This window comes from Oscillibacter sp. (assembly GCF_031978065.1).
Classification (GTDB): Bacteria; Bacillota; Clostridia; order Oscillospirales; family Oscillospiraceae; genus Oscillibacter.
This window is the reverse complement of sequence record NZ_DALZCH010000090.1, coordinates 1-13035: the sequence shown is the minus strand read 5'-3', so window position 1 is coordinate 13035 and position 13035 is coordinate 1. Positions and strand designations below refer to the sequence as shown.

Genomic DNA, 13035 nt, shown 5'->3' with positions numbered 1-13035 from the left:
TACGATTGGGACGCCTGTATCTATTACAGTATCGAATACGATTCCTGAGCGACTGCGCGCTGGCGGGCGTAACATTCGGTCCGGCCGCATTTATTACGGTCCCGGTTTTAAGTCTTGTGGACGGCATCGGCGGCAGTTGGGTCGGCGGAGCGCTTGGCACCAAGGGCGGCGCAATGCTGGGAGCTGTTGCAGGAACAGCATTCTTTCCTTTTGTTGGGACAGCAATAGGGGGTATGATTGGTGGTACCTTTGGTGGAATCGGTGGAGGTATAGTGGGAGATAAGCTCGCCACATATATCGTTGACATCACATATTTGGAGGACTGACAAATGGAACTGCAAAAGGAGCAGTTGCCAATATATTATTTGGTAGGCGGAGCTAACTTACAGGGTTTGCCCACCTTTAATCTAACCTATTCCGGCGAAACAGGTGATAATATTTTTTCGCGGGCATGTATCAATATTATGACAAGATTGTGTGAAGAACAGTGGGTCAAGTTGTGGATAGGAAACGGCAATAATCGAAATTTTCTTCTTCCAAATGAAGAAAAAAGCTTTAAAAAAGAAAGTTTTGCGCAAGCCTTGCAGCGCACCTGGAGAGAAAAAGAGGGTGTAAAGTTGTTTTTTCAAACAAAGAAAGCGCCAAGCGCTTTTCTTTATAAAAAAAATGTGTTACAGGATGCAATGGTCTTTTCCAAAGGTGTGGAACAATCTATTTTACAGGCCTATTTAACAAAAATTCAGCCAGAGTTTCACGTATGTGAAACATTCTTATTGGTTTATCAGAATTCGGATGATAACTTAAACCATTATGAGACTGTGGAAGAGGCCTATGTCCGTTCCGGCCGGAAAATATTTATTCAGTATGGAGAAATGCCTGATCAAATGGATATCACAATTAATTCCAGGAATTTTGATATTGAGTAAATCAAGGGAATAATTGGTGAAATTTGTAAAAAATATGAAAAAGACTTAATCAAACAATTGGAAATGACTTACATGATGCGGATCAAAAAATTGGCAAAAAGACATATGCAACTGCTGCAAGCATCGGCGGCAGTTGGGTCGGTGGAGCACTTGGCGCGAAGGGCGGCGCTATACTGGGTGCAAGCATCGGAACAGCCATTCTTCCTGGCGTTGGAACTGCAATCGGCGGTATAGCCGTAGGATTGTTTCTAGGCATTGCAGGTTCATTTGCTGGAGATAAGCTAGGAAATTATGTTGTTGACATTACAGTACTGGAGTGAGAACCATGGTTTTTAGAAAATCCAAGCAGAAAATATGTACCCCTGTGGGGAAAGACGCACAAATTGCCTTAATTTCGGGCGGATTCTATTCACATGAAAAAGCGGAAAATCCAGAAAACTCGCTCTATTGCCTTTATCCACTGGATGCAGGTGGAGATTTAGAATTTGCCGCTCTGGCAAAAGAGTATGCGGCTTGGCTGCTGAACCGTTTTCCTGCGGTGATCAATCAATGCCAAAGTATCTTTTCGGAAGATATTCGGGAAGAGGCGTTTTTTCATGCCTATTTGAAGACGGGGAAAAAGCCAATTTTTACGAAGGGACGAACTGTAATTACAATGACAGAGGGAATCGATCATCAATTACTGGATTGCATTCCAGAAAATGAGTCAGCGCATTATGAACTTACCTTTTATGGGTTTCTTACGCCACTTTCTGCGAAATTTGAAAAAAGTGATTACGCAATCAAGGTATATTGTCACGAAGAGCATGACTACTTGCAGCTTGAGGTTCCTCATATGACAGATTCCATTCTTGAACAGCTTTTGGAGATTTGTAAAAAGCATCGGAGAAAATTGAATTTATTACAGTAAAATCATAAATTGTGCAGTTTCAGAATCCGAAAGGGTATGAAGGTAGTTGTATGGCTCAAAAACGGGATCATTCCATGCTCTATGGCGTGTTGGGTGAGTTTGGGCTTTTTGTGTTGCTGCCGCTTTTGATTGCGTTGTATTTCACATGGGTGGAGTACACCCACTCGGAAGATCGCATTGTTTTTCCGGCGGGAACGCAGGTCACAAGAACGAATGACTATGATGGGTTTCCAGAAAATGGAACTGCCACCATCACGGCGCACATCTTGCCGGATAAATCCGGAGAGTTTGCACAACAGTTGCAGAAGAACGGGTTTCAGGAATCACCGATTCCTGAAAATATACAATTGCAGTTGAGATATGTCTCCGAAGCAAAAGCCGCCGCACAGGTCATCAATGGCCTGTGGTATTTCAAGGATGAAACCCCGGAGGAATTTCAAGGCAAGTATTGTCACAACTATTTATTTAAAATTTACGATCTTGACGCCTGTATCTATTACAGCATCTAATACGATTCCTGAGCGACTGTCCGCTGGCGGGCGTGGCAACCGGTCCGGCCGCATTTATTGCGGTCCCAGTTTTAAGTCTTGCGGGCGGCATTGTCGGTGCTTTGGGCGGGAATGCCCTTAGGAGATACATCGTGGACATTACTTGTACGGAGGATTGAATTGAAATGAGCTTTGTCAACGGCTTTTTTAAGCGAGCGCTTTCTGCGCAGTATGCCGTGCAGAATGAGCAGGCATCGTGCGACAAAATGTACTTTTTGGAATGCCCAGAGGAATCCTCAAAAAACATTTCAGGCACTTACATTCGGTACGAGTTTACACAGGATTTAGATGAATATGACGCCAGAATTGTAAGTCTCAGCGCAGAGATTATAAAACGATTTTGCGGTTCCAAACAAGTTTTAACAAGAATTTACTCCGACAGGGAATTTTCAAAAAAAGAGACACACAATTCAAAACATTTGCTCTTTACCGTGCGGTATCGTGAGTTTTTGGAGAGCATGGATTCCCCAATCTCAATGTACGCGGAAAACGAAAGAACGCTGTTTCTTCTGACGGACGGCTTTGACGGGACCGCCCTCTGGGCAAATCAGAAAATCGATACAGAAAATCGCTGCTACTTTGATTTTTATGTTTTGCCGGAAAACTCTGCGACTTTTACCGCCAAAGAAACTGCAGAAGCGGTTGCCGCCGGAAATTACGATGTGTGGTTTCAGATCTGTGAGAATGGAGCTTCCGCTCTATATGTAACACTGAATCCCGAAACGGTTGACGTGGGTAAATTGCAGAAGCTGATCGCAGCGGTTTGCGAAGAAAATAATATTTTGTTTCAGAATCCGAAAAAGTACGAAGGGTAGTTGTATGGCAAGAAAACGGGATCATTCCATGCTCTATGGCGTGCTAGGTGGATTTGGACCTTTTGTGTTGTTGCCGCTTTTAGTTACCTGCGTCTCACATGGGTAAATTACGTAAATTTGGAAGATCGCATTGTTTTTCCGGGGGAACGCAGGTCACGCAAACAGATGACCATGGCGGATTTCACGGGGATGGGATTGGAACTATTACGGCTCATATTCCGCCAGACGCATCCAAAGAGTATGCACAGAAGCTGATAGAGGATGGATTCATGAAAACACCCATCTCCGAGTATGCGCATTTACAGTTAAGGAGCGTTAAGGAAGCGAAGGATGCCATTCAGGTCACCAATGGTCTGTGGTATTTTAGGGATGACAGCCCCAGAGAGTTTCCAAATGAAAACTGTGAAAACTATCTATTTATCATTTACGATTTGGACGCCTGCATCTATTACAGTATCGAATACGATTCCTGAAGCACTTTAAGCGCACAGCCGGACGTGGGTTTTCTGTCCGGCTGTGCTTTTTCACCTGCATAAGCCGTGGCCCGCACAGGTCTTGCCGAGGGCAGAGCCAAAGCCGCCCCTATTTTCCCGTTGCCCCGATTCGCTCCCTGTGCTACAATAAAGCTGTCATTTCCCGGCGGCGGAACGGCTCACGCCCTTTTGCCCGCCGGTACTTCAGGAGGAACCTCATGAAAGTCGCCCTGCAATTTGCCATGCCTGCGGAGCTGCATGCCCTTCCCGGCGCGCGGGAGCTTCCGGTTATCGAAACCGTCTCCAGCATTCCGTTTTTTGAAGTCGCGCCGGGAATCCTTGCCTGCGCGGGGGGCGTTGGGAAAGTCAACGCTGCCGCCGCCGCCGAAATTCTCTGTCTGCGCTTTGGCGCGGAGCTGATTTTAAACGCAGGAGTAGCGGGCTGCTGCGCCGACCTGCCCATCGGCGCCCTTGTGGTGGTAGACACGCTGGTGCAGCACGACGTGGACACTACCGCCGTGGGGGACCCCATCGGCCTTGTGTCCACTGTGAACAGGACGGAGTTTCCCTCATGGGACCCGGACGCTTGCCTGTCCCTTCTCAAAAAGCAGGGCATCGACGCCGTAAAGGGCCGGGTAGCCACCGGGGACTGGTTTGCCGTGAAAGGGGAACGCGCCCGGTGGATCGCCGACACCTTCCATCCCCTGCTGGTGGAGATGGAAGCCTGCGCCGTGGCTCAGGTCTGTCTGCGCAACGATGTGAAATTTGCCGCGCTGAAATCCGTGTCAGACCACCTGTTTTTTGACAATCAGGCAGAGGAATATTTTGACTTCACGCAGGCGCTGGAAAGCCTTGGGCGGGTGGTCCTGCCCCTTGCTCAAGCGCTGTCGGAGCTATCATAAGGGGGCTTTTTTATGAACACCGTCCGTCTTTATACCCGCCAGAGCGACAAAACTTTGCTGATGCTGGAGCATGGCGGGTGCATTGTAAACCAGCGGATTTACGTACAACTTCACTTCGGCGACATGGCGGGGCACTATCTGGACTGCTACGACTGGTTTGCCCGGGAGGCCGCCCGCCTTGTCCCCAAGCCGGCGGGGGCGGAGCTGTCCATCTGGTGCACACCCAATGTGAAAAACTGCCTGCCGCCCATTGAGGGAACGGTGGTCTACGCGCTGGACGTGCCGGAGGACCGGATTGTATTTTTTGACGACGCAAAATGGGACTATGTCCTTAACCACCGCTATCTCCCATTGGACAATGCGGACGAGGCCGCGTACCGGAAACACCTGCAAGACATCGGCGTCACCAATTCCTTCGAGTTCTTTGAAGGACGGTACGCCGGGAAATACCCGGAGGAAACAGCCCGGATTCTGGAGAGCTGGAAGCGAGTCTTTGCCCCCATCGACCACGCCTCCCCCACCGCCTGCGGCAACCTCTGGGAGATCAGACAGGCGCAGATTGTCCGCGTTTTCCATTTCGACGAGACGGTAGTCCCCGTATAGTTCGGAAAATATGCCGAAATGCGTCAATTTCGCTTGACAAGGCCGGATTTGGCCGCTATAATTAGTGAGCCGCTTTGAATGGGTAAAAGTGCGTCCCATGGACACCGCCCCCGACAGCGAGCCCGTATTGAAGGAGTTGAAACATATGCACGCAATCATTGAAACCGGCGGCAAGCAGTACAAGGTCGCAGAGGGCGACGTGGTCTTCATCGAGAAGCTGGACAACGAGGCCGGCGACGCCGTGAAGTTTGACCGCGTTCTCGCCATTCTGGATGAGGACAAGGCCACCTTTGGCGCTCCCGTTGTGGCGGGCGCCTGCGTGGAGGCCACCATCGTCAAAAACGGCAAGGGCAAGAAGGTCCGTATCTTCAAGTACAATGCCAAGAAGGGTTACCGCAAGCGCCAGGGCCACCGTCAGCCTTACACCAAGGTTGAGATCGGCAAGATCTCTGTCTAAGGCATGACCACCGTTACGTTCCATATGGAGGGCGAGCGCATCTCTGGATTCGACGCCCGGGGACACAGCGGATACGCCGAGACCGGGTGCGACATCGTGTGCGCCGCCGTCACCAGCGCTGTGCGTTTGGTAGATGCAACGATTAACGATGTTTTGGGTCTGGCGGCCAGCGTGAAAGTGAGCGAGGCGGACGCGGATATCAGCTTTCGTCTTCCCGGCGGACTGTCCGCCGAATTGGAGGACTGCTGTCAGCCGCTTCTGACGGGCCTGATGGTCTATTTCGCCCAGCTTCACGACGAGTATCCCGAAAATATCGAGGTTTTGGAGGGCTGACCCCCTCCCCATCTAAAACAAGTCTGAAAGAAAGGATGGTTCTTCATTATGCTGAATATTGGTTTGCAATTTTTCGCCCATAAAAAGGGCGGCGGCTCCACCAAGAACGGCCGCGACTCCAACGCCCAGCGTCTGGGCGTGAAGCGCGCGGACGGGCAGACGGTTCTGGCCGGCAACATTCTGGTTCGTCAGCGCGGCACCCACATTCATCCCGGCACCAACGTGGGCAAGGGCAACGACGACACTCTGTTTGCCACCGCCACTGGCGTGGTTCGTTTCGAGCATCTGGGCAGAGACCGCAAGAAGGTCTCCGTCTACGAGGCGCAGTAACCGAACACCATGGAAGGGCCTCGAACGCAGACGTTCGAGGCCCTTTTTTTAGAACGGGACACACTAGGAAGTATGGCTGATCCGCTCCCGACCTCCGGGACACGCCGGGCGTGGGGAGCTGACCAGCCGACAAGAAAGCGAGGCAGTTTATGGCGTCTTCTTTTATCGATAAGGCCCGCATTACCGTGCGGGCGGGCAACGGCGGAAACGGAGTGGTCTCCTTCCACCGTGAAAAATATGTGGCGGCGGGCGGACCGGACGGCGGAGACGGCGGCAAGGGCGGCTCCGTCATTTTGCAGGTGGACGACAACCTCTCCACCCTGCTGGACTTCCGCTACAAGCGGAAGTATTCCGCCCCCAACGGGATGGACGGGCAAGGCGCGCGCAAATCCGGCAAGGACGGGGCGGACCTGACCATCAAGGTCCCCCGTGGCACCCTGGTTCGGGACGCGGAAACCGGCGAAATTATCAAGGATATGTCCAACGGAGAGGCTTATATTCTCTGTAAGGGCGGACGGGGCGGCTGGGGCAACTCCCACTTTGCCACCCCCACCCGACAAATTCCCCGCTTCTCCAAGGGTGGGACCCCCGGCCAGAGCCACGACGTGCTGCTGGAGCTGAAGCTGCTGGCGGACGTGGGTCTGGTGGGCTTCCCCAACGTGGGAAAATCCACGCTGCTGAGCGTGGTAAGTCGCGCCCAGCCTAAAATTGCCAACTACCACTTTACCACCCTCTCTCCCAACCTTGGCGTGGTGTATGTGGGCGAGGGCCGCTCCTTTGTGCTGGCGGATATTCCCGGCATCATCGAGGGTGCCAGCGAGGGTGCGGGTCTGGGCCACGATTTTCTGCGCCACATCGACCGCTGCCGCCTGCTGATCCATGTGGTGGACGTGTCCGGCAGCGAGGGCCGGGACCCTGTGGAGGATTTCGACGCAATCAACGCCGAGCTGGCCCAGTACAGTGCCGACCTTGAAAAGCGGCCCCAGATTGTGGCCGCCAACAAGATAGACGTGATGGAGGATCCGGAAAATCTGGAGCGGCTGCGCAAACACGTTGAAAAGCTGGGGTACCCTCTGTTTGAGATTTCCGCCGCGGCCCATCAGGGCGTGGACGACCTGATGAACAAAGTGAGCGAGCAGCTTTCCACCTTGCCGCCCATCGTCGTGTACGAGCCGGAGTATGTCCCCCGTCCGCCGGTGATTGACTATTCCCAGCCGCTGGATATCCAGCGCACGGATGACGGCGTTTGGGTGCTGGACGGCCCGTGGCTCCAGCGGCTGATGAGCAACGTGAACCAGAACGACTACGAAAGCCGGATGTATTTCGACAGAACCCTGCGGGATTCGGGTCTTTATCAGCGGCTGGAGGAGATGGGCATTCAGGACGGCGACACCGTCTCCCTCTACGACTACGAATTTGAATATCAGCGGTAAACCATGCCTTCCGCATCTGGGGCGGTAAGAGACATATTACACTTTGGCTTCTTGAGCGGCCTAACAATGAAAAGGTCCCCAGCGAGGCATGGCCTCGCCGGGGACTTTTAACGTGCTCTTGCAGGTTTTCGGGCGCAAGTCCGCCGGAAGCCCTCGGCGCACCGCCGTCCAAACGGGCTTGAACACGCGGCGCGTTTTCTTCGCGTTTTTATAACGGTAGTCTCGGCTGCTTACAGCAGCAGCCCCAGCCCGATCACCGTCAATAAATCCTCCGTCTGCCCGCCCGGGCAGTTTAGCGGCAGCTCCTGCGGCTCCACCTGCCCGCCGTCCGGCCGGAGCAGCGCCCGCTGCACACACACCACTCCGTCCCGGTCCCCCATGCTGGAAAAGGTCAGGCTGTCCCGTGCGGACAGACCGCAGCTCACCACCCGCTCGGCCCGAATCTGCCGGGAAGCAAGGCCTGTCCACTCGCTTGGCAGCAGAACGGTACCGCAGGCACACACCGCCTCTGGCGCATCCGAAAGCCGCCGGCACCCCGCCACGGAGAGCGCCAGCACTTCCCACCGCTTTTCCGTCAGCCCCCGAACTGTTTCCGGCCGCTCCACTCCCGCCGGAAGAGGCACGGGGGCTACCGCGCCTCCTCCAAAAAACGCCGCATCCACCATCTGCGCTCCCCCCTCTTTTCAAGTGTTTGCCAAGGCGGCGGGTTTATGCGAAAATTTCTCTCGTTTTTTTTGCTAAGCCGTGTTAGACTGGTTCTAACAATTTGTTTTAAGAGTTCCGAGGTGACTATTTTGCGCTTTTTTGCCCATCTCCATACCGTCAACCATCATCGCGCGCTGGTATGTAAATACTGCTTCAGGTTGGGGCTTTACTGGCAGGGCCTAACCCACGACCTGTCCAAATATTCTCCGCAGGAATTTTGGATAGGCGCAAAATATTATCGGGGAGATCGCAGCCCCAACGACGCGGAGCGGCGGGAAAAGGGCTATTCCAGCGCCTGGATTCACCATAAGTCCCGCAACCGCCACCATCTGGAATACTGGACGGACTACGGCCAAAAGGAAGACGGCGACTTTGGCGTGGTGGGGGTGGAGATGCCCGTGAAATACGTGGCCGAGATGTTCTGCGATCGTTATGCCGCCAGCCGGATTTACCGGGGCGCAGCTTTTGAAAACGCGGACCCATGGCGGTTTTTTCAGCATTCAAAATCCCACACGATTTTAAATTCCAAAACCTCTGATCTTCTGGAAACCATGCTGACAAGACTGAAAGACGAGGGCGAGGACGCCGCCTTTGCCTATATCCGGAACGAGGTCTTGAAAAAGTAAATTTCGTACATTTTTTGTTTCGGAAGCTGAGAAAGCGAGGGCAGCCTTTTGGCTGCCCTCGCTTTTTAATTTCAGCCCTCTTCCGTCGTCTCCCGGAGTTCTTCGGGTTCACGGCTCTGCGTTAAGAGCGTAAAAATAACTTTTGCCCCAAGGCTGAGCGCATCAGTCTGCATTCCCGTCCATGATCGGTGGAACTGGCAGTCGTCAAAACCCAAACAGCCCAAAAGGCGCCCGTTTTCTTTCACTGCACAGAGGAGTATGGAGCGGGCGCTTCGCTCCTCCAGCAGCTTTCGGTGCGAGGCGGGCAGCGTCTCTCCTTCCCGGCAGAGAAAAATTCCTTGAGCGTCAAAGCTCTGTCGGCAGTGCACGTCCATGCTCCGGCAGCGGATACTCTGCCGGACTGCCCGCAGCGGAGCGACGCCCTCGCCGCACCACTCAAAAGTATTAAAGCAATATTCTCCGTCCGCCGAGCTTTCGTAGAGATACACCCGGCTCACATGGAACAGCCGCCCCAACTTCTCCAGCGCACCGGCCACGGCTTCCTCTGTGCCGCCGGGCAGACGGCAATCCCGCAAAATTTCACCCAGAATGCGGGATAATCCCATTTGAACGTCCGTCTCCGGATCAATTTCCGCATAGGGCAGCTCCTCAGGCTCCCCTGCTTCAGCGGAAAAATCCGCTTCACCCAGCACGGCAATTCCTCCGCCGGATTCCTTTGCCTGACAGATGGCATGGCCGCAGCGCTGAAGCAGCGTCTCGCAGTCCTGTCCGTGGGCCGAAGCCATCGCAACGCCCACGCTGCACGAAATCGGCCGACCGGAGTATCGCATTACATTTTCGCATGCCTCCAAAAGTCGGCGCGCCCCGTCCAGAACGGCGCTCTGGGAAAAAACCGACGGCAGGAAAACCAAAAACACATCCCCGCCGATCCGGGCCGCAATCTCACCGTCCCGATATGTCCGCTTCACCACGCCTGCCAGCTCTGAGAGCACTGCGTCACCGAAAATGTGGCCGTACCGGTCATTCACGCGGCGGAAGCCGTCCACGTCCAGCACCAGCATGGCCGCGGTTTCGGATTCCTCCATAGCGGCGAGGCGGATATCAATCCGCTCCCGAGCCACCTCCTTGTGGAACAGTCCGGTCAGCCCGTCCCGCTTGGACTGGTCCGCCAGCTCCTGCGCCGCCTGCTTTTCTTCCTCCACGTCCGAAATAACGCCGATCACCCGGCAGGGTCTTCCGTCGCCTCCAAGCTGCACCGCCGCCTTGGCTCGCTGCCAGCGATACTGCCCATCGGCGGTAATCAGGCGAAACTCCGCCTCTTCCCGCAGAGCACCGTCCCGGATGGACTGAATGGCCCGCTGAATATTTTTCATGTCCAGAGGATAAATGCGGGTGCTGCTTTCCAACGCCTTTTGAAGATAGCTCCGGGGCTGATAGCCCAGCTTCAGCTCCCAGTTTCCAGCAGTCAAAAAACGATCCGTGGCAACATTCCACTCAAAGACAATGCTGCCCTCTCGCTGGGCCGCCACCTGATACCGCTCCAGACACTGGCGCAGATCCTCCTGCACCCGCTTCTGGGCGGTGACGTCCGTCAGCACACACTGAAAATACTCCCGTCCGTCGGCCTCCCGGCGCAGAATGCTGTCCTCCAAAACCCACACCGTGCGCCCGTCGGCGCTCCTCAGACGATATTCCAAGTGCAGCTCGCGCCCCACCGCCAACTGCCTGCGGCAATGTGCCATCATCCGGTCCCGGTCCACCGGGTCCAGCAGGAAAACCATGCGGTTTTGAAACCGAGTGGCAAGCACTTCCTCGGTATAGCCCGTCAGATGTAAAAAGCCCTGATTCATATGGATGACGGTAAGCTCCTGGTCGTTCCTGCGCCACACCAGCGCGGCGGGAAGCCTATTATAAAGCGCACTTGGCTTCTCGGCTTTCTCGGACGGAAGCATCAGCTCCGCCCTTGCCTCGGCCCGGTCCGTCTCCCTGCGCCACACCGCCAAACCCTGACAGCGCCGGGGGTCGTCCGAGCCTAGGCGCAGCACGGTGCTGCGGTACCAGACGTATTCCCCGGTGTCCCGATCCAAAACACGGTACCGCCCGGAATCCTCCAGGGACCCTTCCGTAAAAAAGCGGTGGTACACCCCGTCCACCTGGGCCAGAGCTTTCTCCCGATCCTCCGGATGGACGCAGGACTGCACAAACATAACCCCTGCGTCATCCATGGTTCGCTTCTGGAGAAATACAGCAAAGTTGTGATCCGCCTGATAGAGCAGGTGATAGCTCCCGGCGTTCCAGTCCAGCTCCAGCACCGTGGCGTTCAGGTGGCGGAAGATGGCGGAAAGCTTGTCCTGACTCCGGGCCGTCCGGGTCCCCTCAAAGGCGCGGACGGGACGGGGCATTTCCTCCGCGCCCGCGTCCGCCGGACGCAGCCCGTCGGCATACTTTCGAGCCAGCACAAAAAACTCCGGCTGGGCACTTTTAAAGCACTCCAAAAGCTCCTCGGAAAACGCGCCGCACTCTCCCCGCAGAATCATATCGCAGGCTTCCTCCTCCGGAATCGCCTGCTTATACACCCGGTCTGTGGTCAGCGCGTCAAAACAGTCCGCCACCGCCACTACCTGTGCGCAGATGGGGATGTTGTTCTCCCGCAGTCCTTCGGGATAGCCCCTGCCGTCCCACCGCTCGTGGTGATATCGGCAGATATTGTAGGCATAGCTTAGATACTCCGGATCGCTCATCCGGTCCAGCCCCGCCAAAATCTCGCACCCCTTGACGGTATGGGTTTTCATCACCTCAAACTCCTCCGGCGTCAGGCGGCCGGGCTTATTCAAAACCGCGTCGGGAATGGCAATTTTTCCAATGTCGTGCAGGGTGGAGGCGCTGGCAATCACATCAATGGTATGTTCATTCATTCCATATTCGGGATGCTCTTGCGCCAGCTCCCGCAGCAAAATCCGGGTAAAGCCCCGAATACGGCGGATGTGCTGTCCAGACTCCAAACTCCGGTGCTCGATGACGGAGGAAAGCCCGTCGATCAGCGCGGTATTGGATTCCCGGATGCGGGCGGCCTGCTCCTCCACCAGCTCCTCCAAATGGAGCTTGTGACGGTAAAGCTCCACGGCGTTTTGTATCCGCCGCTTGACTGGCCGTGCTTCGAAGGGCTTTATAATAATATCCGTCGCCCCCAGATCAAACACCCGGACCTCACTTTCGGGGGTGTGGTCGGCGGTGATAACGATGATGGGGATGCGGGAGAGGTCCTCATCCCCCGCGGCCTCTTGCAGCACCGCGTATCCGTCCTTCACCGGCATCAGCAAATCCAGCAGCACGGCTGCAATTTTTTGCCGGTTCCGGCGCATCAGCGTCAGCGCCTGCGCGCCGTCCTCCGCCTCTAAAATCTCGTATTCTCCCTCGAACATGGCGGAGAGAATTGCCCGGTTAATCTGCATATCGTCCACCAGCAGCAATGTGTTGCAGGTCTGTGTCATCGTCCGCCCCTCCATGCCGGATACAGGGTGCGGACAATGCCGCCCCTCCGGTCCTGTCGGCTCTGTTTCCTCCGCTGTGTCGTCATGGGTGATCTCCGTTCTATCTCAGTCTTTCGTTTCCCCGCCGTCCGGAACGGTCGGCCGGTCTTTGGCGGAGAACTGCAAAAATATTCACTCTTGCATGTTATTTTACTTCAAAATGGCGCTCTTCGCAATAGTTTGCACTGCCTGGTTGACGTAATATTTTCCATTTTTTTGTGCAAAAAATCCCAAAATCCGTATTTTTTATACGAGGACGTCCTTGCGCCGTAAAAATTAAAAAACCGCCCCTGATGAAGTCTTTCATCAGGGGCGGTAATTGGTGCGGACTGTCTCCCGGCTCTCCCAAAACCGCGGAGGCGGCTGCCGCACGCATCAGCCTCCCAAATATGCCTTTTTGATGGCGGGAGACGCCAAAAGCTCGCCGCTTGGGCCGGTGGTTAC

The 13035-nt window shown here is 54.7% G+C and carries 15 protein-coding genes and 1 pseudogene; 13 read left to right on the top strand and 3 right to left on the bottom strand.

The genetic code is table 11. The features are described from left to right. The 12 genes and pseudogenes from RTK01_RS12565 to obgE form a co-directional block, all read left to right on the top strand. Positions 1-326 (top strand): annotated as a pseudogene (locus tag RTK01_RS12565) (hypothetical protein); the annotation flags it as partial. Between the two features lie 3 nt (positions 327-329). Further along, a complete protein-coding gene (locus RTK01_RS12560; RefSeq protein ID WP_312281307.1) occupies positions 330-926 on the top strand; it encodes a hypothetical protein in 597 nt (198 codons plus the stop codon). 325 nt (positions 927-1251) lie between these two features. Then, positions 1252-1836, top strand: coding sequence for a hypothetical protein (locus RTK01_RS12555; protein WP_312281306.1), 585 nt, complete (start codon positions 1252-1254; stop codon positions 1834-1836). 50 nt (positions 1837-1886) lie between these two features. Next, on the top strand, positions 1887-2345 hold the full coding sequence (locus tag RTK01_RS12550) for a hypothetical protein (RefSeq protein ID WP_312281305.1): 459 nt from the start codon (positions 1887-1889) through the stop codon (positions 2343-2345). A gap of 215 nt (positions 2346-2560) precedes the next feature. Next, the gene (locus RTK01_RS12545) at positions 2561-3199 is read left to right on the top strand and encodes a hypothetical protein (protein ID WP_312281304.1); all 639 of its coding nucleotides are present in this window, start codon (positions 2561-2563) and stop codon (positions 3197-3199) included. Between the two features lie 269 nt (positions 3200-3468). Beyond that, entirely contained in the window at positions 3469-3672 is a 204-nt protein-coding gene (locus tag RTK01_RS12540; protein WP_312281303.1) for a hypothetical protein, read from the top strand. Positions 3673-3890: 218 nt separating this feature from the next. Beyond that, complete coding sequence (locus tag RTK01_RS12535; protein ID WP_312281302.1) at positions 3891-4574, top strand: 5'-methylthioadenosine/S-adenosylhomocysteine nucleosidase; 684 nt, start codon at positions 3891-3893, stop codon at positions 4572-4574. 12 nt (positions 4575-4586) lie between these two features. Continuing rightward, entirely contained in the window at positions 4587-5177 is a 591-nt protein-coding gene (locus tag RTK01_RS12530) for a DUF3841 domain-containing protein (RefSeq protein WP_312281301.1), read from the top strand. Between the two features lie 145 nt (positions 5178-5322). Continuing rightward, positions 5323-5634, top strand: a complete 312-nt coding sequence (gene rplU / locus RTK01_RS12525) for a 50S ribosomal protein L21 (protein ID WP_293008740.1) — start codon at positions 5323-5325, stop codon at positions 5632-5634. Positions 5635-5637: 3 nt separating this feature from the next. Further along, complete coding sequence (locus RTK01_RS12520) at positions 5638-5967, top strand: ribosomal-processing cysteine protease Prp (protein WP_312281300.1); 330 nt, start codon at positions 5638-5640, stop codon at positions 5965-5967. A 48-nt stretch (positions 5968-6015) separates the two neighbouring features. Next, positions 6016-6297 carry a 50S ribosomal protein L27 gene (gene rpmA / locus RTK01_RS12515; protein ID WP_312281299.1) on the top strand — a complete coding sequence of 94 codons (282 nt, stop codon included), beginning with the start codon at positions 6016-6018 and terminating at the stop codon, positions 6295-6297. A 149-nt stretch (positions 6298-6446) separates the two neighbouring features. Continuing rightward, positions 6447-7730, top strand: a complete 1284-nt coding sequence (obgE, locus tag RTK01_RS12510; RefSeq protein WP_312281298.1) for a GTPase ObgE — start codon at positions 6447-6449, stop codon at positions 7728-7730. A 230-nt stretch (positions 7731-7960) separates the two neighbouring features. Here the strand turns inward: obgE and RTK01_RS12505 are convergent, their stop codons facing one another. Next, entirely contained in the window at positions 7961-8395 is a 435-nt protein-coding gene (locus RTK01_RS12505; protein WP_312281297.1) for a hypothetical protein, read from the bottom strand. 120 nt (positions 8396-8515) lie between these two features. Here RTK01_RS12505 and RTK01_RS12500 point away from each other — a divergent pair, with 120 nt between their 5' ends. Continuing rightward, on the top strand, positions 8516-9061 hold the full coding sequence (locus tag RTK01_RS12500; protein WP_397352833.1) for a DUF5662 family protein: 546 nt from the start codon (positions 8516-8518) through the stop codon (positions 9059-9061). Between the two features lie 71 nt (positions 9062-9132). On the opposite strand, the gene RTK01_RS12495 is transcribed toward RTK01_RS12500, so the two are convergent. Beyond that, complete coding sequence (locus RTK01_RS12495) at positions 9133-12552, bottom strand: PAS domain-containing protein (RefSeq protein ID WP_312281296.1); 3420 nt, start codon at positions 12550-12552, stop codon at positions 9133-9135. A 184-nt stretch (positions 12553-12736) separates the two neighbouring features. Next, positions 12737-13035, bottom strand: a 299-nt coding sequence (locus RTK01_RS12490; RefSeq protein ID WP_312281295.1) for a hypothetical protein, incomplete at its 5' end; no start/stop codon positions are given.